The 24,464-nt window shown below is 73.9% G+C and carries 25 protein-coding genes, 1 tRNA gene and 1 pseudogene; 7 read left to right on the top strand and 20 right to left on the bottom strand.

Going from position 1 to position 24,464, the window contains the following annotated elements; translation table 11 throughout:
* The 15 genes and pseudogenes from ACYVI6_RS09470 to ACYVI6_RS09400 form a co-directional block, all read right to left on the bottom strand.
* Positions 1–483 (bottom strand): annotated as a pseudogene (locus ACYVI6_RS09470) (hypothetical protein); the annotation flags it as partial.
* Positions 480–1,496, bottom strand: coding sequence for a transglycosylase SLT domain-containing protein (locus ACYVI6_RS09465; protein ID WP_460446133.1), 1,017 nt, complete (start codon positions 1,494–1,496; stop codon positions 480–482). The pseudogene ACYVI6_RS09470 and the gene ACYVI6_RS09465, both read right to left, overlap by 4 nt.
* On the bottom strand, positions 1,493–1,948 hold the full coding sequence (locus ACYVI6_RS09460) for a flagellar export protein FliJ (protein WP_460446132.1): 456 nt from the start codon (positions 1,946–1,948) through the stop codon (positions 1,493–1,495). Before ACYVI6_RS09460 ends, ACYVI6_RS09465 begins: the two co-directional genes overlap by 4 nt.
* A complete protein-coding gene (locus tag ACYVI6_RS09455; protein WP_460446131.1) occupies positions 1,945–3,291 on the bottom strand; it encodes a FliI/YscN family ATPase in 1,347 nt (448 codons plus the stop codon). Before ACYVI6_RS09455 ends, ACYVI6_RS09460 begins: the two co-directional genes overlap by 4 nt.
* On the bottom strand, positions 3,279–3,911 hold the full coding sequence (locus tag ACYVI6_RS09450; RefSeq protein ID WP_460446130.1) for a FliH/SctL family protein: 633 nt from the start codon (positions 3,909–3,911) through the stop codon (positions 3,279–3,281). The genes ACYVI6_RS09455 and ACYVI6_RS09450 overlap by 13 nt, the downstream gene beginning before the upstream one ends.
* Positions 3,895–4,935 carry a flagellar motor switch protein FliG gene (gene fliG, locus ACYVI6_RS09445; protein WP_460446129.1) on the bottom strand — a complete coding sequence of 347 codons (1,041 nt, stop codon included), beginning with the start codon at positions 4,933–4,935 and terminating at the stop codon, positions 3,895–3,897. The genes ACYVI6_RS09450 and fliG overlap by 17 nt, the downstream gene beginning before the upstream one ends.
* 5 nt (positions 4,936–4,940) lie before the next feature.
* Positions 4,941–6,632, bottom strand: coding sequence for a flagellar basal-body MS-ring/collar protein FliF (gene fliF, locus ACYVI6_RS09440; RefSeq protein ID WP_460446128.1), 1,692 nt, complete (start codon positions 6,630–6,632; stop codon positions 4,941–4,943).
* The gene (gene fliE / locus ACYVI6_RS09435; RefSeq protein ID WP_460446127.1) at positions 6,632–6,970 is read right to left on the bottom strand and encodes a flagellar hook-basal body complex protein FliE; all 339 of its coding nucleotides are present in this window, start codon (positions 6,968–6,970) and stop codon (positions 6,632–6,634) included. Before fliE ends, fliF begins: the two co-directional genes overlap by 1 nt.
* Before the next feature lie 2 nt (positions 6,971–6,972).
* A complete protein-coding gene (locus ACYVI6_RS09430; RefSeq protein ID WP_460446126.1) occupies positions 6,973–7,365 on the bottom strand; it encodes a flagellar basal body rod protein FlgC in 393 nt (130 codons plus the stop codon).
* The gene (locus ACYVI6_RS09425) at positions 7,365–7,718 is read right to left on the bottom strand and encodes a flagellar basal body rod protein FlgB (RefSeq protein WP_460446125.1); all 354 of its coding nucleotides are present in this window, start codon (positions 7,716–7,718) and stop codon (positions 7,365–7,367) included. Before ACYVI6_RS09425 ends, ACYVI6_RS09430 begins: the two co-directional genes overlap by 1 nt.
* A 159-nt stretch (positions 7,719–7,877) precedes the next feature.
* The gene (locus ACYVI6_RS09420) at positions 7,878–8,207 is read right to left on the bottom strand and encodes a hypothetical protein (protein WP_460446124.1); all 330 of its coding nucleotides are present in this window, start codon (positions 8,205–8,207) and stop codon (positions 7,878–7,880) included.
* Between the two features lie 8 nt (positions 8,208–8,215).
* Positions 8,216–8,668: a flagellar export chaperone FliS gene (gene fliS / locus ACYVI6_RS09415; protein WP_460446123.1), complete on the bottom strand. Its 453-nt coding sequence runs from the start codon at positions 8,666–8,668 to the stop codon at positions 8,216–8,218.
* A 19-nt stretch (positions 8,669–8,687) separates the two neighbouring features.
* Complete coding sequence (fliD, locus tag ACYVI6_RS09410; RefSeq protein WP_460446122.1) at positions 8,688–10,043, bottom strand: flagellar filament capping protein FliD; 1,356 nt, start codon at positions 10,041–10,043, stop codon at positions 8,688–8,690.
* A gap of 121 nt (positions 10,044–10,164) precedes the next feature.
* Positions 10,165–11,025: a flagellin N-terminal helical domain-containing protein gene (locus tag ACYVI6_RS09405; RefSeq protein WP_460446121.1), complete on the bottom strand. Its 861-nt coding sequence runs from the start codon at positions 11,023–11,025 to the stop codon at positions 10,165–10,167.
* Positions 11,026–11,118: 93 nt separating this feature from the next.
* A complete protein-coding gene (locus ACYVI6_RS09400; RefSeq protein WP_460446120.1) occupies positions 11,119–12,060 on the bottom strand; it encodes a sigma-70 family RNA polymerase sigma factor in 942 nt (313 codons plus the stop codon).
* A gap of 143 nt (positions 12,061–12,203) precedes the next feature.
* Here ACYVI6_RS09400 and flgN point away from each other — a divergent pair, with 143 nt between their 5' ends.
* From flgN to fliW, 4 genes are all read left to right on the top strand, one after another.
* Positions 12,204–12,686 carry a flagellar export chaperone FlgN gene (gene flgN / locus ACYVI6_RS09395; protein ID WP_460446119.1) on the top strand — a complete coding sequence of 161 codons (483 nt, stop codon included), beginning with the start codon at positions 12,204–12,206 and terminating at the stop codon, positions 12,684–12,686.
* Between the two features lie 78 nt (positions 12,687–12,764).
* Positions 12,765–14,153 (top strand): flagellar hook-associated protein FlgK, encoded by a 1,389-nt coding sequence (flgK, locus tag ACYVI6_RS09390; protein ID WP_460446118.1) that lies wholly within the window; start codon positions 12,765–12,767, stop codon positions 14,151–14,153.
* 2 nt (positions 14,154–14,155) lie between these two features.
* The gene (flgL, locus tag ACYVI6_RS09385; RefSeq protein WP_460446117.1) at positions 14,156–15,034 is read left to right on the top strand and encodes a flagellar hook-associated protein FlgL; all 879 of its coding nucleotides are present in this window, start codon (positions 14,156–14,158) and stop codon (positions 15,032–15,034) included.
* On the top strand, positions 15,031–15,453 hold the full coding sequence (fliW, locus tag ACYVI6_RS09380) for a flagellar assembly protein FliW (protein ID WP_460446116.1): 423 nt from the start codon (positions 15,031–15,033) through the stop codon (positions 15,451–15,453). The genes flgL and fliW overlap by 4 nt, the downstream gene beginning before the upstream one ends.
* A 94-nt stretch (positions 15,454–15,547) precedes the next feature.
* Here fliW and ACYVI6_RS09375 read toward each other — a convergent pair whose 3' ends face one another.
* The gene (locus ACYVI6_RS09375; protein WP_460446115.1) at positions 15,548–18,688 is read right to left on the bottom strand and encodes a CDP-glycerol glycerophosphotransferase family protein; all 3,141 of its coding nucleotides are present in this window, start codon (positions 18,686–18,688) and stop codon (positions 15,548–15,550) included.
* Positions 18,685–20,715 carry a glycosyltransferase gene (locus ACYVI6_RS09370; RefSeq protein WP_460446114.1) on the bottom strand — a complete coding sequence of 677 codons (2,031 nt, stop codon included), beginning with the start codon at positions 20,713–20,715 and terminating at the stop codon, positions 18,685–18,687. Before ACYVI6_RS09370 ends, ACYVI6_RS09375 begins: the two co-directional genes overlap by 4 nt.
* 151 nt (positions 20,716–20,866) lie before the next feature.
* On the opposite strand from ACYVI6_RS09370, the gene ACYVI6_RS09365 reads away from it, so the two are divergent.
* Positions 20,867–21,130, top strand: a complete 264-nt coding sequence (locus tag ACYVI6_RS09365; protein WP_460446113.1) for a hypothetical protein — start codon at positions 20,867–20,869, stop codon at positions 21,128–21,130.
* A 174-nt stretch (positions 21,131–21,304) separates the two neighbouring features.
* Here ACYVI6_RS09365 and ACYVI6_RS09360 read toward each other — a convergent pair whose 3' ends face one another.
* Positions 21,305–21,721 (bottom strand): excalibur calcium-binding domain-containing protein, encoded by a 417-nt coding sequence (locus tag ACYVI6_RS09360; RefSeq protein WP_460446112.1) that lies wholly within the window; start codon positions 21,719–21,721, stop codon positions 21,305–21,307.
* 295 nt (positions 21,722–22,016) lie between these two features.
* Between ACYVI6_RS09360 and ACYVI6_RS09355 the strand changes: the two genes are divergently transcribed.
* A tRNA-Ile gene (locus ACYVI6_RS09355) sits at positions 22,017–22,090 on the top strand.
* 18 nt (positions 22,091–22,108) lie between these two features.
* On the opposite strand, the gene ACYVI6_RS09350 is transcribed toward ACYVI6_RS09355, so the two are convergent.
* Positions 22,109–22,579, bottom strand: coding sequence for a hypothetical protein (locus tag ACYVI6_RS09350; protein WP_460446111.1), 471 nt, complete (start codon positions 22,577–22,579; stop codon positions 22,109–22,111).
* A 93-nt stretch (positions 22,580–22,672) separates the two neighbouring features.
* Between ACYVI6_RS09350 and ACYVI6_RS09345 the strand changes: the two genes are divergently transcribed.
* Positions 22,673–23,119: a GNAT family N-acetyltransferase gene (locus tag ACYVI6_RS09345; RefSeq protein ID WP_460446110.1), complete on the top strand. Its 447-nt coding sequence runs from the start codon at positions 22,673–22,675 to the stop codon at positions 23,117–23,119.
* A 10-nt stretch (positions 23,120–23,129) separates the two neighbouring features.
* On the opposite strand, the gene ACYVI6_RS09340 is transcribed toward ACYVI6_RS09345, so the two are convergent.
* Positions 23,130–24,395 carry an EAL and HDOD domain-containing protein gene (locus ACYVI6_RS09340; protein WP_460446109.1) on the bottom strand — a complete coding sequence of 422 codons (1,266 nt, stop codon included), beginning with the start codon at positions 24,393–24,395 and terminating at the stop codon, positions 23,130–23,132.
* Between the last annotated feature and the right edge of the window lie 69 nt (positions 24,396–24,464).

Raw genomic sequence — 24,464 nt, 5'->3', positions numbered from 1 at the left:
GAGCGCAGTGGGGGCGGCACCGGCGGCCTGGGTCGCGAGCGGCGCGGGTGACAGCACGGCGGACTGCGCGGCCGGGGCCAGCACGGCGGCGTCCGCCGGGGCGGCGGGCACGGCGGGGACGGGAGCAGGGGTGGCCGGTGCCTCGGGAGCCGGCTGCGCGGCCGTCTCGGCAGGCGACGAGATCGGCTGCTGCGCACCGGGAGCGACGTCGTCGGCCGGTCGGCCGTGGTGCCGCACCGGCACGTCGGCGCGCTGGGCGTCGTCCCGCACGGCAACGTCGCGCGACCCGGCGTCGCGACGAGGACGCACGTCGGGTCGCGGTTCGCGGCGCTGCTGGCGGTTGACGGCCTGGTCGAGGTCGCGGCCGAAGCGCTCGCCGCCCCCGCCGTCGCGGCCCTGTACGCCGACTGCGGACCGCGTCGCGCTCTTCGTGGCGGTCGTGGGGGTGCTCGGCGCGGTGGGCACCGTGGGCAGCGCGCTCATGCGGCGTCCTTCGCCATGGTCGAGGTGACGCGGCGCACGTAGGCCTGCGTCTCGGCGTACGGCGGGATGCCGTCGTACCGGCGCACCGCACCGGGTCCGGCGTTGTAGGCGGCGAGGGCCAGGGGCACCGACCCGAACGACTTCAGGTTGCTTTCGAGCAACCGCGCGGCACCGTCGACCGCCTGCGCCGGGTCGGTGGGGTCGACGCCGAGCTCGCGGGCGGTGCCGGGCATGAGCTGCATGAGCCCGACGGCACCGGCGCCGCTGTGCGCCGAGGGGTTGAACGAGCTCTCGGCCCGCGCCACCGACTTCAGCAGCCCGGCCGGCAGGTCGTACCGCGCGGTCGCGGCATCGAAGAGCGCGTCGTAGCGGGTGGCCGACGACGATCCGGCGGTGCGCAGCGCCGTCGGGCGCAGCGACGCGACGGCCGATGCGGGGGGCGTGCCGCCGAGCACGCCGTCGCCGGCGGCCACGACGCGGCGGATGCGGGTGGGCGTCTCGTAGACCTTCGCGATCTTCACGTCGGTGCCGGTGTGCGGCGCGTGCAGCATCTTGCCGTCGCCGACGTAGATCCCGATGTGGTGGCTGCCGAAGACCAGCAGGTCACCCGGCTTCGCGTTCGCCATGCCGTCGACCGCGGTGCCGACGTCGCGCTGCTGGGCGACGGTGCGCGGCAGGTCGACGCCGAGGTCGCCGAACACGCGCTGCGTGAGACCCGAGCAGTCGAGGCCGGTGGCCGGGTCGGTGCCGCCCCACTTGTAGGGCACGCCGAGGTACTGCTTCGCGTCGGCCACCACCTGGTCGCCGTCGACCTGCGCGCCGGTGCCGCCGAGGGCCGAGGTCGCGGTGGCGCCCGTGCCGCCGGTCGCGCCGAGCAGCGCGGCGGCGAAGTCGCCGCCGGCCGCCGTCGTCGACCCGGTGGACGTCGTGGTCGTGGCGGCAGGGGCGCTGAGCGCGGCCATGCGCGACCGGATGTCGTCGATGCGGGCGAGCGTCGCCTCCAGACCGGTCACAGAGGTCCCTCGTCGCCGTCGACCCGCTCCTTGAGCCCCCGCCGGTGGTGGCGCGCACCGGTCAGGTCGTCGTTCGCCAGCTGCTCGGCGCGGCCGGCCTCGGCGACCTCCTGCTCCTGGTGGCGCTCCTCGAGCCGCTCGACGGCGCGGGCCCTCGCGCGGGCCTGCATCCAGGTGTCTCGGGCGTGTTCGAGCGAGGCGTCGGCGAGCCCGGCCTCGCTCACCGCGACGGTGACGGCCGAGGCCATCGCCGAGCGGGCGGCGACCTGGGCGAGGAACACCGCGGCGTCGCCACCGGACGGCGCACCGGCACCGGCGAGCTCGGCACGGTGGGCGACGACGCGCTCGTGCGCCGTGAGCGCCTCGCGCTGCGCCGAGCCGAGGTCGCGCCGGGCGTGCTCCTCGGCGAGGTTGCGCATGCGCAGCAGGCCGGCGAGGCGGAAGGCGCTCACACCGTCGCGCCCGCCTGCACCAGCGCGCCGGTGAGCGCCTGCAGGTGCGACCAGGAGGTGCCGTACTCGACCGTGTCGTCGATGCCCTGGCGCAGGAACGCGTTGACCGCGCCCCAGTGCGTGACGGCGGCGTCGACGTCCGGGTTGCTGCCGGGCGCGTAGGCGCCGACCTCGATGAGCTCGCGGGCGTCGCGGTGGGCGGCCAGCACCCGGCGCAGCAGGTTGGCGTGCGCGCGCTGCTCGGGCGTCGTCACGGCGTTCACCACGCGCGACACCGACTCGAGCACGTCGATCGACGGGAAGTGGCCGGCGGTCGCGAGCTTGCGCGACAGGGTCACGTGGCCGTCGAGGATCGAGCGGGCGGCGTCGGCGATCGGCTCGTTGTGGTCGTCGCCGTCGACCAGCACGGTGTAGATGCCGGTGATGCTGCCGACGGGGGCCGGGCCGGCGCGCTCCAGCAGCCGGGGCAGCAGCGCGAACGTCGAGGGCGGGTAGCCCCGGGTGGCCGGCGGCTCGCCGTTCGACAGGCCGATCTCGCGCTGCGCCATGGCGACGCGGGTGAGCGAGTCCATCATCAGCAGCACGTCGAGTCCCTGGTCGCGGAACCACTCGGCGACGCGGGTGGCGACGAACGCCGCGCGCAGCCGGGTCACCGCAGGGGCGTCGGACGTCGCGACGACGACCACCGAGCGGGCCAGCCCGGCCTCACCGAGGTCGCCCTCGACGAACTCGCGCACCTCGCGACCGCGCTCCCCCACCAGCGCCAGCACGCTGATCGCCGCGTCGGTGCCGCGGGCGATCATCGACAGCAGGCTCGACTTGCCGACGCCGGAGCCGGCGAAGATGCCGAAGCGCTGGCCGCGGCCGGCGGGCACGAGCGTGTCGAGCGCCCGGACGCCGAGCGAGACGGGTGTGTCGACCCGTTGTCGCAGCAGGGCGTTCGGCGCCTCGTGGTCGACGCCGACGAGCTCGCCGCGCAGCGGGGCTCCCCCGTCGGACGGGCGACCGAGGCCGTCGACGACGCGCCCGAGCAGGTCGGCGCCGACGCGGATGCGCAGGCCGTCGCCGCTGCCGGCAACCGGGTCGCCGACCCGCAGGCCCTGCACCAGGCCGAGGGGCATGCACTTGACGGCGGTGCGGTCGGCGCCGACGACCTCGGCGGGCACGCCGTCGAGGCCGGTGGTCGAGCCGAGCAGCAGCAGGTCGCCCACGGCCGCGTCGACGCCGACGACCTCGACGAGCAGGCCGACGACGGCGCTGATCCGGCCGGTGCGCTGCGGGCGCGCCACGCGGACGGCGCCCTCGAGCCGCTCGAGCAGCTGCTCGGCGCTCACTGCTGCCACCCCTGACCGCGCACCGCGGCGACGGCGCGCTCGAGCGCGGCCTCGACGCGGGCGTCGACGAGGGCGCCGGCCTGCTCCGACATCGCGTCGCCGCGGCGCAGCGTGGCGTCGGGCACCAGGGTGACCTCGTGGGCCTCGAAGCGGCCGGTGGCGTCGCCGAGCAGCTGCACGAGCACCGCGTGGTCCTCGGGGTGCACGCGCACCGTCACCGGCACGTCGGTGGCCAGCGGGGCCAGCGCGCGGCGCACGGCGGCCGACGCGACGTCGTCCATGTTCACCAGCTCGGCGTCGAGCACCGCGGAGGCCAGCATGATCGCGGCCTCCAGCACGACGGTGGCGACGTCGTCGAGCAGCGGCGCCGTGGTGGCGGTGAGCTGCCCCGCGGCCCGGCGCAGCGAGGCGACGGCCTGGTCGACCTCGGCCTGCGCCCGCGCGGCGGCGGCCTCCTGGGCGTGCTGCAGGCGGTCGGCCTGCTCCTGCGCGCGCAGCGCCGCGGCCTGGTTGCCGCTGGCCCAGCCCTCGGCGTACCCGACGGCCCGGGCGCTGACCCGCTCCTCGTGCGGCTCGCTGGTGCCGCCGGCGAGCGGCGCGAACCGGCGGTGCTCAGTCGACGAAGTCATCGTCGCCCCCTGCACGTCGCAGCGTGATCTGACCGGACTCCTCGAGCGACCGGATGACCTGGACGATCTTGGCGCGCGCCTCCTCGATGGCCGACATGCGCGTCGGGCCGAGCAGGTCGATCTCCTCGAGCAGGTTCTCCTTCGCGCGGTCGGAGACGTTGCCGAGCACCTTGTCGCGGACGACGTCCGACGTGCCCTTGAGCGCGACGGCGAGGTCGCCGGTCTCGACCTGGCGCAGCACCAGTTGCACGCCGCGGTCCTCGAGCGTGGTGATGTCCTCGAAGACGAACAGCTTGGCGCGCACCGCTTCTGCGAGCTCGGGGTCCTTGCTGTCGAGGCTCTCCAGGATGATCCGCTCGGTGGCGGGGTCGGCCCGGTTGATGAGGTCGACCAGCGGCTGCACGCCGCCGACGACGGCGCTGCTCTGGCCGGGGGCCTGCAGCACCGACGACGTCTGGCGCTCCAGCACCTCGGCGACGGCGCGGACGGTGTCGGGGTTGGTGCGCTCCATGGTGCCGATGCGCAGCGCCACCTCGGCCTGCAGCTCGGGCGGCAGGCCCGACATGATCACCGACGACTGGTCCATGCGCAGGTGCGCCAGCACGACCGCGACGGTCTGCGGGTGCTCGCCGGCGAGGAAGGTCACCAGCGAGCGCGGCTCGGCGTCGGCGAGGAACGCGAACGGGTCGGACGCCGCGGCCAGCGCGAGCCGGTCGAGCACCGCGTTGGCCCGGTCGTCACCGAGGCTGGCCGACAGCAGGTCGTGCGCGACGGCGACGCCGCCACCGGCCCCGGTGCGGCCGGAGCCCATGGTGAGCTGGAACTCCTTCAGCACGTCGTCGACGACGTCGGGGTCGACCGAGCGCAGCCGCACGAACTCGGCGGCCAGCTCCTCGATCTCGGCCTCGCGCATCTGCGCGAGGACGGGGGCGGCCTTGTCGCGGCCGAGGTGCATGAGCAGCACCGCGGCCTTCTGGGCGCCGGACAGGTTGGCGGAGGTCAGCTCCGCGGGCACGAGGGTCATGGTCGTCAGCTCCGGCGGTCCGCGAGCCAGCCGCGCAGCAGCTCGGCGACCTCGTCGGGCTGGCGCTCGACCAGCGCGGCGACGTCGTCCTTGCGGCGCTGCGGGGCGTCACCGGCCGGCTCGGGCGAGCCGACGCCCTCCAGGGCGCCCATCGGGCCGACCCCGCCGAGCGCGACCGGCGTGGTGCCGCCGGGGATGTCGGTCATCGCCGCGGCCTGCGCCTCGACGACGTCGAGGTGCACGAGCTCCTGCGTCGCCGCGGCCTTGGACTTCTTGCGGCTCTTCAGGAAGCCGATCAGCAGCGCAGCCAGCACCAGCAGCGCGATGCCGCCCTGCTTGGCGTAGCCGATGAGCTGCGTGCGCTGCTCGGCCGACTGTGCCGCCTTGAGCTCGCTCGCCGCCTGGGCGGACGCGCTGGTGTCGAACGGGATGGGGTTCACCGCGATGGTGTCGCCGCGCTTGGTGTCGACGCCGGCGGCCGTGGAGAGGTTCTGCTGCAGCTTGGCCATGTCGACGTTCGCGGCGGCCTTGCTGTCGATCATCACCGACACGTCCTGACGGACGACCTGGCCGGGTGCGGCCTTGCGGGTGATCGTCTCCTCGGAGTTCGCGTTGTTCTTCGTCGCCGTCTTCTTCTCGTAGCCGCCGTTCCCGCTGGCGCCGGCGCCGGTCCCGCCGGTCGTGACGGCGTTCGAGTCCGCGGTCGTGCCCGCACCGGTCACGGCGCCGGGGGTCGCGATGTTGTCGGTGCCGAGGTAGCCGGAGGTGCCGTTGCCGGACCCGTTGCCGCCGTAGGTCTCCGTGGTCTCCGACTCGGCGATGGGCTTGGCGTTCTTGTCGGTGTAGACCCGCTTCGTGGTGGTGTCCACGTCGTCGAACGACAGCTGCGCGGCGACGGTGGCGACGGCCTTGCCCGGGCCGAGCACGCGGTCGAGCACTGCCTGCAGGTCGCCGGCGGCGTCGTCCTCGTAGTTCTCGGTCATCGACTGGTTGGCGTCGCTGGCGGCCGAGCCGGTGGTGCCGTCGCTCGACGACAGCAGGCGGCCGGTGCTGTCGGCGACCGTGACGTCGGTGGGGTCCATGCCCTCGATGCCGGACGCGACCAGGTGCACGATGCTCTGCACCTGCTGGCTGCTCAGGTTCGTGCCGGGACGCATGCTCACCAGCACGGACGCGGTGGGCTTCTGCGAGTCGTCGATGAAGACGTCCTTCGCCGGGATGGCCAGGTGCACGACGGCCGCGTTGACGCCCGCGATCGACTGGATGGTCTTGGCCAGCTCGCCCTCGAGCGCCCGCTGGTAGGTGACCTGCTGCTGGAACTGCGAGGAGGTGACGCCCTCCTTGTCGAGCAGCGAGTAGCCGGCGGCGCTGTCGCTGCTGGCCGGCAGGCCCTCGCCCGACAGCTTGACGCGCTCGCCGTAGACGGCGTCCTTCGGCACCAGGATCGTGTTGCCGCCGTCGGTCAGCTGGTACTGGACGCCGTCGGCGTCCAGCTTGTCGACGATCGCGCTGGCGTCCGAGCCGGCCAGGTTGCTGAACAGCGGCGCGTACGTCGGGGCGGTCACCCACCTGCCGAACGCGACCGCACCGAGCAGCACGCCCACGGTGAGCAGCGCGGCGATGACGCGCTGGCCGGCGGAGAAGCCGGACATGGTGCGCTGCAGCTTCTGCAGCGCCTGAGCGACGGCGGGAGGCATCAGCCCTGCATCCTCATGATCTCGTTGAAGGCGTCGAGCGCCTTGTTGCGCATGGTCACGGTGAGCTCGGTGGTCAGCTCGGCCTTGGTGGCCGCGATGACGTAGTCGTGCACGTCGGTCAGGTCACCGGTGGCGGCCTGGACGCCGAGCTGGTCGGCGGTGGCCTGGGTGGACTGCAGGTCGTCGAGGCCCTTCGACAGGACGCCGGCGAAGCTCGACCCGTCGGTCGCCTGGGTGGCGGCTCCGGCGGTGGCGTTCGAACCGGACAGACCCGACAGACCCGACAGGCCCGAGAGACCCGACAGACCGGAGATGCCGCCGATGGCGGGGATGCTCATGGTCAGCCCTTCCCGACCTGGAGGGCGGCCTCGTAGGCCGAGCGGGCGCGGTCGACGGCCGAGAGGTTCGCCTGGTAGCCGCGCTGGGCCATGATCAGCTGGCCCATCTGCTCCCCCAGGTCGATGTCGGGGTAGCGCACGTAGCCCTTGGCGTCGGCCAGCGGGTGGTCGGGCTGGTAGACGAGGCGGCCCTCGGCGCTGCCCAGGCCCACGCTGACGACCTGCGCACCGCCGCCGCGCATCTCGCCGGCCTCGATGGACTTGGCCTGGTAGGCGGCCTGCGACGTCGACGTGACGTCGTTCATGTTCGAGATGTTGTCGCTGACCGCGTCGATCCACTTGCGGTAGACGGCGGCGCCGGACTGCGCCATGCCGATGGCGTCGAAGATGGGCATCAGGCGGTCCGCATCGACGTGCGCAGCACGCTGAACTCGTGGTCGACGGCGCGCAGCGCGAGCTGGTAGCGCAGGTTGGTGTCGACGCTGCTCAGCGTCTCGGTGTCGAGGTTGACGTTGTTGCCGTCCTGGCGGGTGGGCTCCAGCGACGTGCGGCTGGAGGGGGCCACGTCCGCGACGGCACCGGAGTCACCCGAGCCGACGGCCTCGCGCAGGCTGTCCTCGAAGGTGACGCGGGTGGCGTGGAAGCCGGGGGTCTCGATGTTCGAGATGTTGTTCGCGATCGCGCGCTGGCGGGAGGCCAGGCCGCGCAGCGCGCTGGTCAGCGCGACGCTCGAGACGTCGTCGAACACGGGTGCACCACCATCTCGCGAGACCCCGAGGGGTCTGACGTTGGCCGTTCCGTGGCCGGGGGGTGAGCGCTCCGTGCTCCAGATGTCCTTCGGCTCCTGGGCCGTGGACTTGAGCCGCGAGATCGATCGATCTGGGCCCTGACCTGCTTGTTCGTCCGACTAGAAGGCGGCGTCGACGAACATGGGGCGCGCCGGTGCGGGCGCCTGGTGCATGCGTGCGTCGACGTCGAGCTGCTTGCGCGAGCGGACGGCGGCGTGGGCGATGCGCTCGGTGACGGCGAGCTGGCGGGCGAGCACGATCTTGGCCCGCTCGAGCATGCCGTCGGGCAGCGGCCCGAGATGCGTCGGGGGCGCCCAGGCGCCGGGCCCGGCGGGGACGTCGTCGGCCGGGGCGCCGCCGTGCAGCTTGGCGAGCATCCGCTCGGCGTGGTCGACGTCGAGCTCGAGGGCGGCGAGCGCGTCCGCCCACGCGTGGTCGAAGGTGCTCACCGCCGTGCTCATCCGGTCAGGCCCATCGCGGGGACGGCGCTGCCCGCGGTGCCGGCGGCGAGCTGCGCGGCGGCCTGCGTCCACGCGTCCGCCAGGGGGCGGATCACGGTGATGCAGCCGGCGGTGCGGCGCGGGTCGCCCGACACGTTGGCACGGGTCAGCTCGGCGAGCAGGAAGGTGTAGATGCTCGACAGGCCGGCGGCGCCGTCCCACTTGGTGGTGTCGAGGCTGGAGAGCAGCTCGGCCACGATGTCCTGCGCGTGCGACAGCTGGGCGTTCGCGAGGTGGCGGTCGCCGAGCTCCTGCGCCTGCTGGGCGCGGGTGAGGTCGAGCAGCAGGCGGTCGTAGAGCAGCACGACGAGCTTGGCCGGGCTGGCGGTGGCGACGGTGTCGCCGCTGTACCGCGCCGCGGCACGCTGCTGCACGTCGGACTGGGCGAAGTGCCCTGGCAGGAAGGTCATGGTGTGAGGTCGCCCCTGGTCATCTCAGTGAGCTGATCTGGCCGCTGAGCCAGGTGCCCTGGCTCTGCAGGCGACTCAGCGTCGTCTCGAGGTTCGCGTACTGCACCTGCAGGGACTTGCGACGGGTCGCCAGCGTGGTGTCCCAGTCGTCGATGCGCTTCTGCAGGTCCTTCTGGGTCGAGGTGCGCCCCTCGATCGCCAGGCCGATGCTGCCGCCGGACTGCGCGGCCTGCTTGGCGACGTCCGCCAGCCTGGTCCCGAGGCCGGTGGCGCCAACCGTCGTGCTGGTGAAGAGCTCCTTGAGCTTCGCCGGGTCGTCGCCGAGCGCCTTCGTGAACTTGGTGCTGTCGAAGTCGATCGTGCCGTCGCGGTCGGTGCTGATGCCGTACTGCGACAGCGAGAGCCCGCCGACGCCGCTGGTCACCGACCGCAGGATGGTCGACGTCAGGGTGCGGGTCAGGCCCTCGCCCGAGAGCGCTCCCACGCCGGTGCGCGAGCCGTCCGACCCGACGGTGCCGGACGAGCTCAGCGACTTGATGCTGGTGAGCGCCGCGTTGGCCGCGTCGACCATGGCCTTGATGCTGTTGCTGATGGCGGTGGTGTCGGTGCTGGTCTGCACCGTGACGTCCGTCGCCAGCGACGTCACCTTCAGGGTGAGGCCGGGCATGACGCCCTCGACGGTGTTGCTCGACGAGCTGATGTCGTAGCCGGCGTCCGCGTCGCCGACGTGCAGCACGGCGTTCTTGGCCGCCGAGGCGGTGGTGAGCGTCAGGCCGGCCAGCGGTGCGCCGCCGGAGCCGGTGACGCTGAAGTCGTTGGCGGTGCCCGTCGAGCTCGCGGTCAGCTGCAGCCGGTAGACGCCCGGCGACACCTGCACGGCCGCTGCCTTGACGCCGGCGTCCTTGCTGCCGTTGATCGCCTGCACGACCGACTGCAGCGAGCTGCCGGACGGCGTGATCGTCGCCTTCAGCGTGCCGTCGGCGCCGTGGATCTCGAGCGGGGTGTCGGTGATCGCGCCGCCGGCGGTCAGCGAGCCGTAGCTCTGGGTGCTGACCGACGACTTCGCGGTGGCCAAGGAGGTGACGCTGAACGTCACCGAGCCGTTGACGGCGCCGCTCGCGGCGGTGCCGGTGACCGTGGTGCTGCTGGACGTCGCGGTGGCGGCGCCCCACGTGGCGGCCTTGCCGACGGTCTCCGCCGCGGTGCGCAGCGACGACATCTTGGTGTTCAGGGTCTGGAAGGCGGTGATCTCGCCGGTCGTGCTGCTGAGCGCGGTCTTGAGCCGGGCCTGGGGCTGGGCCTGCAGCTGCATGAGCTGGTTGATCAGGGCGCTCGTGTCGAGCCCGCTGACCAGACCGTCGACGGTCGACGTCATGCCCTACCTCCCCATGCGGTGCTCAGACGGCCGCGCCCCCGGAGGGCGGACCCCTGGATCGGGGCCCGCCCCCGCGGAGGCGGCGCGGGTCCTGCTGGTGGTGCTGGTGCTACCGGGTGGATCAGCCGAGCAGCTTCAGCACGGACTGCTGCGAGCTGTTGGCCTGGGCGAGCATCGACGTGCCGGCCTGCTGCAGGATCTGGGACCGGGTGAAGGACCCCATCTCCGCCGCCATGTCGGTGTCGCGGATCTGGCTCTCCGACGCGGACAGGTTCTCGACCGCGACGTTCAGGTTGTTGATGGTGTGCTCGAAGCGGTTCTGGAGCGCACCGAGCGACGCACGGGTGTTCGAGACCGTCTTCAGGGCGGAGTCGATGGCGGTGATGGCCGCCTGCGACAGCGAGACGTTCTGCGAGACGGTGTTGCTCGCCGCCGACAGCGAGACGCTGGCGTTGAGGCCGAGGCCCGCCGCGCCGAGGCCGCCGCTGGTGTTGGCGCCGATGCTCACCGAGATCTGCTCGCCCACGTTGGCGCCCACCTGGAAGGAGCCCGAGAACGAACCGTTGAGCAGCAGCTGCGAGCCGAACTTCGTGGTGTCGGCGATCCGGGTGAGCTCGTCCTTGAGGGCCGAGAACTCCTGGTTCGCCGCGTCCTGCGCGTCGGTGTCCTGCGACCCGCCGTTGCTGCTCTGCACCGCGAGGTCACGCATGCGCTGCAGGATGGAGGTCGTCTCGTTGAGGGCGCCGTCCGCGGTCTGGACCACGTTGACACCGTCCTGCGCGTTGCGGACGGCGACCTTGAGGCCACCGATCTGCGAGCGCAGGCCCTCGGAGATGGACAGGCCGGCGGCGTCGTCCGCCGCGCGGTTGATGCGGAAACCGCTGGACAGCTTCTCCAGCGACTTGCTCATCTGGTTGTCGGTGACCGACAGGTTGCGGTACGCGTTGAGCGCCGCGATGTTCTGGTTGATGCGAAGACCCATGATGTGCTCCTCCGTGATGGGGTCCGAACGGCACCCGTCCGTGGGTGCCACCCAGCCAATCGTCTGGGACGACGGCGGGCTGAGGGTTTTGGGTTAGGCCGTCAGGGTGATGTCGCGTCGGGCGATCGCACCGCTCGCGACGGACGGCTGCGCGCGCGGGAACGGCGGCGGCGTGCTGAGGCCCTGGGCGGCGAACGCCGCCACCTGGGCGTAGTACGCGCTGCGCCGCCGGGCGACGACGCCGTCCGGGCGCTCCGGCGCGGGGACGGCCGCCGGCTCGAGGTGGGTGTTCATCCCGTCCTTCAGCAGCGCGAGCGCCTCGGCCCGCAGCTGCGAGACGCGCGACTCGGTGACGCCCAGCTGCTCGGCGATCTCGGCCATCGGCCGCTCGCCGAGGAAGTACTCCTGCACGACGACCCGCAGCCGCTCGGGCAGCGCGTGGACGGCGGCGGTGAGGTACCGCATCCGCTCGGCCTGCACGACGTGCTGCTCGGGGTCGGGCGCGTGGCTGGTGGCCCGGTGGTCGGCGACGTGGTCGTCGGCGCTGCCGTGCACCTCGACGAGCTGGTCGAGGCTGACGACGACGCTGCGGTGGGCGTCGGAGCGGACGGCGCTCATGGCGGCCTTGTCGCTCTCGAGCTCGCGGGCCAGCTCGACGTCGGTGGGCCAGCGGCCGAGCACGCCGGCGAGGCGCTCCTCGGCGCTGGCCAGCTGCTTGGCGCGGGTGCGGGCCCCGCGGCTGGCCCAGTCGGCGGCGCGCAGCTCGTCGACGAGCGCGCCGCGGATGCGGGTGCGGGCGTAGTGACCGAACGGCACGCCGGTCGTGGCGTCGTACGTGCGGGCCGACTTCACCAGCGCCAGCTGCCCGGCCGACACCAGGTCGTCGCGCTGCACCTGCTGCGGCACCCGGCTGATGATCTCGCTCACCAGGTAGCCGACGATCGGCAGGTGCGCGCGCACCAGGGTGCGGGCGGCCTCGTCGAGCGGGGCGTCGGGAGCGGCGGGGCGCGCGAGCTGGGCGCTGTGGTCGGGCATGAGAGGGGCATCGGACCGCCCCCGGGTCACCTGTAGCCCGGACGGGGTGCGACCTGCACACCTTCGGGTGCTTCCGCTCAGGTCGGTGCGACCCCCGTCGATGGGACGACGTCGGAGAAGGGCTCCGCCTACGGAGGTTGGTCATGGGCTTGGCCGAGGTGTCCACGGTCCTGTGGACCGAGCGGGAGCTCCTGGAGCTGCTGCTGTTCAAGCTCGAGGAGGAGCAGCTGGTGCTCGCCAGCGCGCGCACCCGGTGGCTGGCGCACGCCACCCGCGAGGTCGAGATGGTGATCGAGCAGATCCGCGGCGCCGAGCTGTCGCGCGCCGTCGCGGTCGACGACCTGGCCTCGGAGCTGGGCCTGCCGCCCGGTCCGAGCCTGAACGCGCTGGCGGACGCCGCGCCGGCGCCCTGGGACGAGCTGCTGCGCGGGCACCGCGAGGCGTTCCTGACGCTCACCGACGAGATCGCGGCGATGTCGCGCTCGAACCGCGAGCTGCTCGGTGCCGCGCAGCGCACCAGCCGCGAGGCCCTGCTGGGTCTGGAGACCACGGCCGGCGCGACGTACAGCCCCACCGGCGTGCAGACCGGCCCGGCCACCGCCCGGGTCATCGACCAGGCGCTCTGACCTCAGGACCACCGACCGGCCGCCGATAGGACGACCGGCGGCACCCGCGCAGCACCGACGACTCGAAGGGGAGGCACGATGAGCAGCACGTTCGGCGGCATCACGACCGCCCTGAACTCGCTGATGGCGCAGCGCCGCGCGCTCGACGTCGCGGGGCAGAACATCGCGAACGCCGGCACGGTGGGCTACACCCGCCAGCGCGCGAACCTGCAGGCCATCACGGCGTCCGGACACGGCGGCCTCTACGCCGGCCAGATCAGCGAGCCCGGCTTCGGCGTCGACGTCCGCTCGGTCGACCGGCTCGCCGACGCCCTCACCGACTCTCGGCAGCGCGACGCGCACTCGACCTCGTCGTTCGCCGCGGCGCGCGCCTCGGCGTACACGCACATCGAGTCGATCGTGAACGAGCCCAGTGACACCGGCGTGGCCTCGCAGCTCGCCGACTTCTGGTCGTCGTGGCAGGCCGTCGCGAACGCCCCCGGCGGCGACACCGCCGGCTCGGCGGCCCGCACGCAGCTGCTGTCGCAGGCGACCACGCTCGTCGGCAGCATCAAGTCCGCCCGCAGCGACGTGCAGGACTCCTTCGTGGCGGCGCGCGGCGACCTGAACAAGGTCGTCAGCCAGGTGAACTCCACCGCCAAGAGCATCGCCGACCTGAACGACCGCATCCGCATCGCGAAGGTCAACGACGGGCAGGCGAACGAGCTCACCGACCAGCGCGACCAGCTGGTGCTGCAGCTGTCGGAGCTCGTCGGCGCAACCAGCCGGGTGCGCGAGGACGGCACCGCGGACGTGTCCGTCGGCGGGTCGACGCTCGTGTCGAGCGGCCGCGTCACGCAGCTGTCGGTCAGCGGCGCCGGCGTGCTCGGCGACGTCGCCACCTCCCCGGTGCAGCTCACCTGGGCGGACGGCTCGGCCGCGCAGGTCAGCGGCGGCCAGGCCGGCGGCATGCTGTCGTCGCTGAACAGCACCTACCCGAAGGCCGCGGCCGGCTACGACGCCGTGGCCGCAGGGCTCATCTCGTCGGTCAACGCCCTGCACAGCACCGGCAAGGACCTCGACGGCACGACCGGCGTCGACTTCTTCTCCGGCACCGACGCCACCGACATCGCCGTCGCGATCACCTCCTCGAGGGGCGTCGCGGCCGCCGCCAGCACCGACGGCGCGCTCGGCGGCACCCTCGCCGACCGGATCTCCGCGCTGGCCAACAGCAGCGGCGGCCCGGACGCCGCGTGGGCGAGCTACGTGTCGCAGCTGGGCGTCGAGAGCCAGGCCGCCGGCCGCGCGCAGACCGTGCAGACGACGGTGCTCACCGCCGCCGACGCCGCCCGCTCGTCCGTCTCCGGCGTCAGCATCGACGAGGAGATGACGAACATGCTCATGTACCAGCGCGCCTACGAGGGTGCGGCCAAGGTGATGAGCGCCGTGGACGAGATGCTCCAGACCCTCATGTCGATCGGACGCTGACCATGCGCATCACCCAGGGCATGATCTCGGGCAACAGCCTGACGAACCTGCAGTCGAACCTCGAGCGGATCGGCAAGCTGCAGGAGCAGATGTCGAGCGGCCGCCAGCTGAACCGGCCGTCGGACTCCCCCGCCGGCATCAGCCAGGCGCTGTCGCTGCGGTCCGGCATCAAGGCCAACACGCAGTACGCCTCGAACGCCGGCGACGCGGTGGCCTGGCTGGGCACGATCGACACGACGCTCACGTCGTCGAACGAGCTGCTGCAGAAGGTGCGCGACCTGACCCTGCAGGCCTCCTCGACCGGCAACGCCGACCTGAACGCGCGGCAGGCCACCGCCACCGAGGTGGCCGGCATCCGGTCCTCGCTGCTCGGCCTGGCCAACACCTCCTACCTCGGGCGACCGGTCTTCGGCGGCACCACCGACGCCTCCAAGGCCTACGCGGACGACGGCACCTACCTCGGCGACTCGGGCGAGGTGACCCGCCGGCTCGCGCAGGACGTCACCGTGCGCGTCGACGCGCCGGGCCCCGCGACCTTCGGCGACGGCGACACCTCGGTGTTCAAGCTGCTCGACCGCATCGCCGCGAACATGACGACGAACCCCGCCGCGCTGCAGACCGACCTGGCCGACCTGGACGAGGCCGTGTCCGGCGTCCTGGGGCAGCTCACCGCAGCCGGCACCCGCTACGCTCGCGCCGACAGCCACCAGCAGGCGGCCGCCGACCAGGTGCTCGCACTGAAGTCGACGCTCTCCGGGGTGGAGAACATCGACCTGCCGTCGACGATCATGGAGCTGCAGTTGCAGCAGACCGCGTACCAGTCCGCGCTCGGCGCCACCGCCAAGGTGCTGCAGCCTTCGCTCCTGGACTTCCTCAAGTGAGCACCGCGACCGTGCAGGGACCGTCGGGCGAGCAGGAGCTGCCCGTGCTCGAGCTGGCCGAGGGCCTGCCGGGTCTGCCGGGCATGTCGCGCTGCGTGCTCGTGCAGCTCGACGACGAGGGCGTGCTGTTCCGCATGCAGTCGGTCATCGACACCGACCTCAAGCTCGTCGTCGCGGCGCCCACGCTGTTCTTCGGCGACTACTCCCCCGAGATCGACGAGGACACCGCCGCGTCGATCGGGCTGAGCGACACCGCCGACGCGCTGCTGCTCGTGGTGGTCACCGTGGGCGCGAGCCTGGCCGACTCCACCGCGAACCTCCTGGCGCCGATCGTGGTGAACGCCGCGACCCGCCAGGCGGTGCAGGTGCTGCAGCTCGAGTCCGACCTGCCGGTGCAGGCCCCGCTCGTCCCCGCCTGACCCCTCTGCGCACGTCAGCCCGCTGGACGCACGTCAGCCCGCTCCCCGGACCTCCGGGAGCGGGCTGACGTGCGTAGGGCTGCGGCGCGTGCGGCTAGAAGATCGCCTCGACGACGCGCTGGGCGGCCTTGCCGTCGTCCCAGGGCGCGAAGGTGCGCACGAAGTCGTCGTACCGGTCGGCGTACGGCGCGGCCGAGCGCGGCAGGGTGGCCAGCGCCTCGGTGACCTCGACGGCGCGCCGCAGCACCGGGCCGGGCACGACGTCCTCCATCTGCAGGTAGTGCCCGCGCAGCCGGCCCCGGTAGTGGTCCAGGTCGTGCGCGAAGAAGACCATCGGACGCCGGGTGACGGCGTAGTCGAAGAAGCTCGACGAGTAGTCGGTGACCAGCACGTCGGCCGCAGCGAGCAGGTCGGCCATGTCGGGGTGGGCGCTGACGTCGCGCACCCCGTGGCCGGCGCCGGCGGACGCGCTGACGAAGCGGTGCGAGCGCACCCACAGCACGACGTCGTCGCCGAGCGCGCGGCGCAGGCCCGGGTGGTCGAGCGTGGGCTGGGCCGCGTAGTGCGACCCCGCGACACCGCCGACGAGCGCGTCGTCGCGCCACGTCGGTGCGTAGAGCACCACCGGCTGGTCGGCGCGGACGCCGAGCGCGGCCCGGGTGGCCGCCGAGGTCTCGGTGCGGCGCGCGACGTCGGCGAGCACGTCGTTGCGCGGGTAGCCGGTCTCGAGCAGCTCGCCCTCGAAGCCGAACGCGCGGCGCAGGATCTTGCTGGTGAACGGGTTGGGAGACACCGCGTGCGTCCACTGCCTGGCCTGGTGGGCGATGTCGCGCAGGGTGGCCTCGCTGCGCGGTGCGATCGCGTGCAGGTCGAGGCGCAGCTTCTTCAGCGGCGTCCCGTGCCACGTCTGCAGCACGGTCTGGCCGGCGCGCCGCTCGAGGTGCGCGGGCGTCGCGTCGTCGTCGACCACCCAGCGGGCGCGGGCGAGCAGCTCGTGGTGGCGCAGGCTGTCGAGCAGCACCGGCTCGCAGCCGGCCGGCACCTGGCCGGAGCGGTCGGCCACGACCCAGTACCGGCGGGCGCTGTGCCCCACCCGCTCGAGCTCGCGGGCGATCGCGGCCGGGTTGCCGCCCGCGCCGACGCCGTGGAACGACGTCAGCAGCACCGCGTCGTCGAGCGGTGCGCGACGGGCGTCGCGGCCGGCAGCGGCCTGCTGCTGCGCGGACGGTGCGACCGGAGGCCGGACGACGAGCGACAGGACGCCCTCGTCGTCGGCGACCAGCGCGACGTGCTGCAGGTCGTCGTGCGCCGGCTCGGGCAGCACGACCTCGCCGCGCAGCACCGGCACGACGCCGTCCGCCGTCTCGGCGCGCAGCCGGTAGCTGCCGCGGGGCAGCGCGCGCCCCTCGACGGTCAGGGGTACACGGGTCGGACCCGTTGCGGCGCAGTCGATGTGGGCGTCGCGGCCGACGAGCACGAGCGACGTGACGTCCGGGCCGAGCGCCACCACGAGCTCGCGCGGAGCGAGCGACGGCGGGGACGTCAGCACCTCGGCACCCGTCGGGGCGAGGTCGTCGTCGTCGAGCAGCAGCTCGCCGCGCAGCGAGCCGGCGAGGTCGTCGACGACCCGCTGGGCGGCGCGGCCGTCGGCCATCGGGAACCAGCGATCGAGCAGCTCGCGTCGTGCGGCCGGGTCGCTCGCTCGGGTGGGCACCTCGCGCAGCCAGGCCTCGACCTGCGACCACTCGGTGGCCACGTCGGTCTCGTGCAGGTAGCCGCCCTCGGCGCTCGGGCCGGGCCCGTCGGTGCGGTGCAGGTAGAGCAGCGGGCGGCCGGTGAGCAGGAACTCGGTGGCCAGCGAGCTGAGGTCGCTCAGCATGCTGTCGGCGGCGGCCATCGCGTCGCGGTAGTCGGCCGACTCGTCGAGCACGACGTCGCCGGCGAGGGCGGCGGCCCGCAGCTCGCGCTCGAGGTGCGACAGCCCGGCGGCGCGCAGCTCGGAGAACAGCCGGAAGTGCGGCCGCACGACCAGCAGCAGGTCGTCGCGACCGGCAGCGTGCTGCAGCAGCGGCCGCACGTAGCGGGTGAAGGTCGACCAGCCGCCCGGTGCAGTGCGGAAGTGCGGGTTCCAGACCACCAGGTGGCGGTGGCCCGCCAGCTCGCGGAGGCGTCGCGAGCCCGCGGTGGGCTCGGCGGCGCGGGCCACGTCGTGCTTCGGGCTGCCGACGACGCGCACCGGGTCGTCACCGGCGGCGCAGTGCCTGGCGTACAGCTCGCGCTGCAGCGGGCTGGGCAGGTACGCGCGCCACGCCAGGCGGTGCAGCGGGCGGTCCCACAGCATGCTGGTCATCACGTCGCCGTCGATCGCGTTGTTGCCGTACGGCAGGTACGCGAGGCGGACGCCGTGCCGGGCCAGGTACTCGGCGTGGAACTGCCAGGGCCGCGCCTCGTCGTACGGGTTGTCGAGCAGCACCACGTCCACGTCGTCGAGGTGCTCGGCCAGCCAGCTCGCCGGCCGCGGCTCGTAGCCCTGACCGCGCAGGAAGTCTGCGGTGGCTCCGGACCGGACGTCGACGCTGCTGACGAGGGCGACGGGCACCAGCTCGACGTCGGCGCGCTCGGCCAGCAGCCGCCACACCGGCTCGACCGTCGCCCAGTAGCTCACGTGCTGGAAGAGGCCGACGACGCGCGGCCGGCGTGCGCCGTGGTGCAGCCGCAGCGCGGCCCGCACGTCACGACGGGCCACCAGCAGGGCGGCGTGCTCGCGGTCGGCCCGGGCCTTGGCGCGCTCCAGGGCAGCGGACGGCGCGGGGGCGGCGAGCGGCTCCGGAGCGACGGCGGTCTGCTCGGCCCAGAGGCTCTGTGCCGCAGCGGTGAGCAGCGCGACGGAGCGTGCGTCGGCGGCTGCGGAGCGACCCGCCTCGACGTGCACCTGCGCCGGCTCGGACGCCGCCTCGGCCGCGCCCAGCAGCACCAGCTCGGGCAGCTGCGCCGGGCGCTCGACCGCCTCGAGGCACCAGGTGAGCACCACCTGGGCCAGCGCCTCGTCGGGCTCGTCGACGCCGGCCACGCAGAGCACGACGTCGACGGGGTCGCTCGCCTCGAACAGCTGGGCGGCGGCGCTGACGACGACGCGGGCCGACCCGTCGGTGAGGCACTCGCGGCCGACGACCTCGACGACCACGCGGACCCGTTGCGCCGCAACGGGTCCGGCGGGCTGGTCCAGGTCGCTCATCGTGCGGAGGCCGTGACGGGCTCGACCGCCAGACCGGGGGCGTAGCGGGCGATGGCGGCCGTCAGGTCGGCGACCTCGTCGTCCGGCACGCCGGCGGCGACGGCGTCGAAGGCCTCGAACGCACCGGGTTCGCGCAGCACGTCGCCGAGCACCGCGTACGCGAGCGACCGCTCGGCGGCACCGCGGGCGGTGTCGGCCGCGATCGCCCGCAGCGGGCACAGCTCCGCGGCGCCGGCCTGGCGCACGTGGAGCGACCAGCGCAGCACGCCGTCGAGCGGCAGGTGCGTAGCGACCAGCGACCCGGCGACCAGCGCGCGGCGGTCACCGAGTCCGACCAGCGCCTCCAGCCAGCGGTCGGCGAGCTCGGGGTCGAGCCGCACGGCGTCGCGCAGCGAGCGGGCGACGAACTGCTCGCCGCCGGTGCGCGCCAGGTCGGCGAGCGGGTGGTCTGCGGCGACCGCGGCGCGCAGCAGGGCGGCGAGCGGCACGCTCTCCTGCCGGCGTCCGAGCAGGTCCACCAGCACCGCCAGGGCGTCCTCGTGCCGGCCGCGGGCCGTGGCCACCGCCGCCTGCAGGCCGGCGGCGTCGTCGGCGTCGAACGGCTTGCCCCACAGGTCGACGCCGCTGCTGGCGGTGGCCAGGTCGAGCTCCTGCTGGGCCGCCTCGGCGTCGCCGTGGTGCAGGTGCAGGCGAGCCCGGTAGAGCGCCACCGCGCCGTCGGACTCCCCCGCCGCGTGGATGGTCTGCAGCCAGCGGTCGTAGTCGCGCAGGTCGCCGAGCGCGAGCGCCGTGAACAGCGCGACACGGCCGGCCTGCACGAGCTCGGAGGGGTTGCCCCGCAGCCCGAGCACCTGGTTGAAGGCGTGCAGGCCCTCGGCCCGGCGTCCGGCGCTGACCAGGGCGCGGCCGAGGTTGCCCCAGGCCTGCGCCGTGGCGGCGTCGTCCGCGCCGGCCTGCTCGAGCGCGTCGACCTGGGCCTGGGCGATCGCCAGGTTGCGGACGTTCTTGTCCTTGGCCGCCATGCGGTCGGCCTGGTACCCGGAGTGCAGCAGCCGCACCGGAGCGGGCTCGTGCGACAGCACCAGCGAGGTGCCGTCGGTCGAGGTGACGGTCTCGTGCAGCGCACCGACCCAGCGCGCGGACGCGCGGCGGAACAGCCGCACCGGGCGGTGCTCCTCGCCGTCCTCGGCGGCCGACCAGGTGGTCGACACGACCGGCACGAGGACCAGGTCGGCGGTCTCGCGGCGCAGCCGCTCGCGCAGCGCCGCGACGTCGCCGCCGAGCACCTCGTCGGCGTCGACCGACAGCACCCACTCGCTGTCGACCAGCGCGAGGGCGCGGTTGCGGGCCGCCGCGAAGTCGTCGTCCCAGAAGCCGCGGACGACGCGCGCGCCGAGCCGCTCGCACACCGCCACGGTGTCGTCGGTGCTGCCGGTGTCGTAGACCACGACCTCGTCGACGGCGGGGAGCAGCGCCTCGACGCACTGCGCGATCACCGCCTCCTCGTCCTTGACGATGAGGGCCGCGGTCAGCCGGCCGTCGCCGGCGGGACGGGTCGCACGGCGCACCGGCTCGACCGCGACCGTGCCGGTGCTGCAGCGCACGCCCTCGATCGGGGGCAGCGAGATCTCGGCGGCCTGGGTGCTGCGCACGGCGGGGCCGAAGGCGAGCAGGTACGGGTCGGGGCTGCCGAGCAGGCCGACGCTGTTCGGCGAGCTGGCGAGCGCGGCCTCCACCTGCGCCAGCCACCCGCCGGCGACCTTGGCGTCGGAGCGGAGCACGACGACGAACCGGTCGCGGGTGGCCTCGGCCTCGACGACCTGCGACGTCTCCTGACCGGCGGCGGGCTGCACGCGGCGCACGCGGCGAGCCAGGTGCCCGGGCAGCTTCGGGGAGCGCGCCGAGACGCCGACGACCTCGACGTCACGACCCACGCTGCGCACGACCGCCGTCAGGCAGGCCACGAAGCGCTGGGGCGTGGTGACGTCGGTGACGACGATCGTCCGCTGGTGCTGCTGATCCGTCATGGTGTCCCTCGGCTCGTGCGACTGCGGGTGGAGTCGCCCGAACGGCCTATCGGCAGTCACCCGTTCGGCCTTGAACACCTGCTCGCGTCTGCTGCGCGACACGGCCCCCGCCCTGGCCCGCCGACCGGCCCGCCACCCCTACGCTGCGCTGGTGGCGATGACCGACCGGGCGGCGTGGGAGCGCGAGCGCGCCGCCGCCGAGCGCCTCGCCCGGGCCGAGCAGGCCCGCCTCGAGAAGATGCTCGAGCGGCTGGACGCCCGCGCCCCGAGCCGCACCCGCCTCACCGCCCAGCTCGGCAGCACCCGGCACGCCGTCCGCAGCACCCTGACGCTCGGCGAGTGGGTCTCGTACCTGCGCCGCGAGCAGCCCGCCCGCTTCCGCCACCTCGTCGTGGAGCTCGGCCCGCCCGCCTGACGGGGATGCCCGGTGTGCACCGTTCGAGGTGACACCGTTCGATGTCACCCGATTGGCACTACGTCCGAAATGCCGCGTGCGCGTAGCGTTCGAGCCGTGGTCGCCCCAGGCTGCGCCCCCCGATGCCCGTGGTCCGGGGCGGCCACGCACGGCAGGGCTTGCGCTACGAGCTGATCAGGGCTCGCAGTCCACGCCGTCGCCGTCGCGGTCCTGGTACCAGTCGTACTCGGGATCGACGCCCTCGGTGTACGGCCCGTAGCCGGCGTCGTTCGCGTCCCCGCACGTGCGGTACCGCGGGTCGAGCGCGGGCGCGGCGACAGCGTGCCGCTTCGCCTTCGACGTCTTCGTGACGGTCACGGTGCGCGCCGGACGGGTGACCGTCTTCGCAGGACGCGTCCTGGTCACGGTCGACGTGATCGTCGACGTCGTGACCTCCGCAGACACCGCCGCGACCGCCGCCGCACCCGCTGCCGTCACGGTCACCGTGGACGACATCGCACTCGGTGCGGGCGACGGCGCCTCCGCCGTCGCGGCGCCGTCACCCCCGGCGGCGCCGATGATCACACCGAGCACGAGCGCCCCGACGGACACCAGCGGCCACCCCCACCGCCGTCGCGGCTCCTCCACCCACAGCTGCCACCCGTCCGGGGCAGCCCCCCACCTCGGGTCCGGCGTCCACCCCGCGTGCGGCCGCCATCCCGCGGGCGGGGCCGGCCAGTTCGGCGGTGGGTTGAAGCGCTGCATGCGGGCCCCTCGTGGTCGTGACTCGTCCCCGGTGGACCACAGCCTGCATGACCGGCGTCACATTCGGTGGGGCTTTGGGTCAACCCGCCCGCGCGAGGTCGTGCGCCCGGACCTCCGCCGCCGCCGGTAGCCTCACCGCGACGGGGCAGTAGCTCAGCCGGTCAGAGCAGCGGACTCATAATCCGTCGGTCGTGGGTTCGAGCCCCACCTGCCCCACCCGACAGCGACGCCGGTCTACAGCCGGACGTCAACGGGCTCGCCCGGGATCTCGTTGGTGACGAACCACTCGTACCCGCCGGACACGAACGCGCCGTGCAGCTCGGCGTCTGCCTGGGGACCGACGTCGAACGCGTACGAGCGTCCCTCGCGATCGGCCGTGACGGCGCAGACGACGCCGACGGCCCGGTGCCGCCGGCAGGAGGCGACGACGCGCGAGAACCGGAGTGCCGTCAGCTGTCGGGCCAGTGAGGCCGTGACGTGTGCCGGCTGCCCCGGGCCGGACCAGCAGACCAGGAGTGACGGCCCGGAGGCAGGGTGGCAGGGCGTGGTCCCGTCGGGGGCAGGCAACGCGGCCAGGGCCGAGGCGGCGCGGGCGGTCGCGCGGCGTTCGCGCATCCCTGCCACCGCGTGCTGGGCGGCGACGAGACCGGACGCCGCCACCAGCAGGACGACGACGCTCAGCAGCACCTTCTTGGTGACGGTCACGTCATCAGGTGTCGACGCCGAGCGTCCCGTGCTCGACCGCCACCGTCCTCGGCGCCGGTGATGGCGGCGTGGCAGCGCGGCTAGGGTCGGCGCGTGACCGATCCGGAGGGACCCCGACTGACCGTCGGCGGTGCCGATCGGGCCCTCGACCAGCGACTGGGCGACGAGCTGAACGCCTTCAACCTGGACGCCTCGGGCAGCCGCGACCAGCGCGAGCTGAGCATCCGGGTGGATGACGAGGACGGCGAGCTCGTGGCCGGGCTGAGCGGGTGGACGTGGGGCACGTGCGCGGGCGTCGCGATGCTGTGGGTGCGGGAGGACAGCCGACGTGACGGGTGGGGCGCACGGCTGCTGCACGAGGCGGAGCAGGTGGCTCGCGAGCGGGGCTGCCGGCAGGTCGTCGTGTCGTCGTTCACGTTCCAGGCGCCCGGGTTCTACCAGCGGCACGGGTACGTCGAGCACGGCCGGACGACGGCGTTGCCGGTCCAGGGCGAGGCCGACGTGCACATGACGAAGGTCCTGATGCCGCCCACTGCCTGAGCGAGCGGGGTCAGGCGTCGAGCACGGCGTCGACCGTCTCGATCGCGGAGGCGAGCGCGGCGAGGCGGGCCTCGTCAAGGCGGTCAGTGGACAACGAGCCGGTGGTCGTGCCGGTGCGGTCGAACTGCTCGACCGCGCTGACGAGCACGCCGACGGGGCCCGAGCGGTGCACGAGCACCTCGACGAGGGCGGGGCCGAGCTTGGCCTCGTGGGCCACGGCGGCGGCGTCCACGCCGAGCACGTCGACGACGCCGCTCAGCAGGCCGGCCGCGTAGGCGGCGGGGGCCTCGGCGGGCGAGAGCACCCACGGGGCGAGCAGCTCGCAGGTGCGGGCGCGGGTGAGCACGTCGACCATGTCCTCGCGGGACGACGAGCGGCCGCCGAACGCCGCGAGGGTGACCCACGCGCTGAGCGAGCGGCGGCCGAGCAGCACCAGCGCCTGGCGCAGCGACTCGACCTGCCGGCCGGCGCCGCTGGCGGAGTTGACCGTGCCGAGGATGCGCAGCGACAGGGCGGGGTCGGCGGCGACGATGCGCTGGTGGTCGTCCGTCGTGGACGCCGGGTCGGTGAGCGAGGCGAGCACCTGCAGGCACACCGCCTGCGAGGGTCCGGCGACGGGAGCGGCCGCGCTGCGCTCCGGAGCGGCCGTCGGCAGCACGCCCTGGAAGAGGTCGAAACCCGCGGCGCGGCAGGCCTCGTACGTCGCGACGTCCGGGATCTGCTCGGCCAGCAGCTGCGCGTTCGGTGCGCACCCGCGCACGTACTCGACGAGCTCGGGCAGCTCGGGTGCCGGCTCCGGGACCGCGACGCGCAGCAGGTGCACCAGCGGCAGCAGCTGCTCGCAGGCGTCGCCGCCGACCGTGGCGTCGACGCACAGCCGGAAACCCTGCTCCAGCAACACGTGCAGCCCGGCCAGCACCTCGTCGTCCACGTCGTACTCGCCGAGCAGGTGCAGCGTCACGGCCTGCGGTCCGAACGGGACGGGCACCGCGCCGACCGCCATCGCGCGCGGCAGGTTCACCAGCAGGGTGCGGCGGCCGCCGCCGAGGCGCTCGATCGGGAACTGCGAGAACGCGCGGGTGACGAGGTCGGCGAGCTCGAGGTCGAGGTCAGGCGCCTCCCCCGACGTCCGCACGCCGAACCGCAGGTTGTACGCCACCACGTTGCCGACGCCGTCGTGCACGGCCTCGCGCCCGATGCTGCTGCGCACGGCGGACGGCGCGGGCAGCAGGTGCGCCGGGACGGCACCGGCGGCGGCGGTGGGTACGGCGGTCATGCGGAGGTCCTCGTCTCGAACGGCAGCACGCCTGTCATCGGCAGCGCGCCGACCGCGGTGAAGCGGCGC

The sequence above is a fragment of the Angustibacter aerolatus genome, from assembly GCF_054776675.1.
Note: the sequence above shows the minus strand (reverse complement) of the source record. Positions and strands in the feature narration are given on the sequence as shown.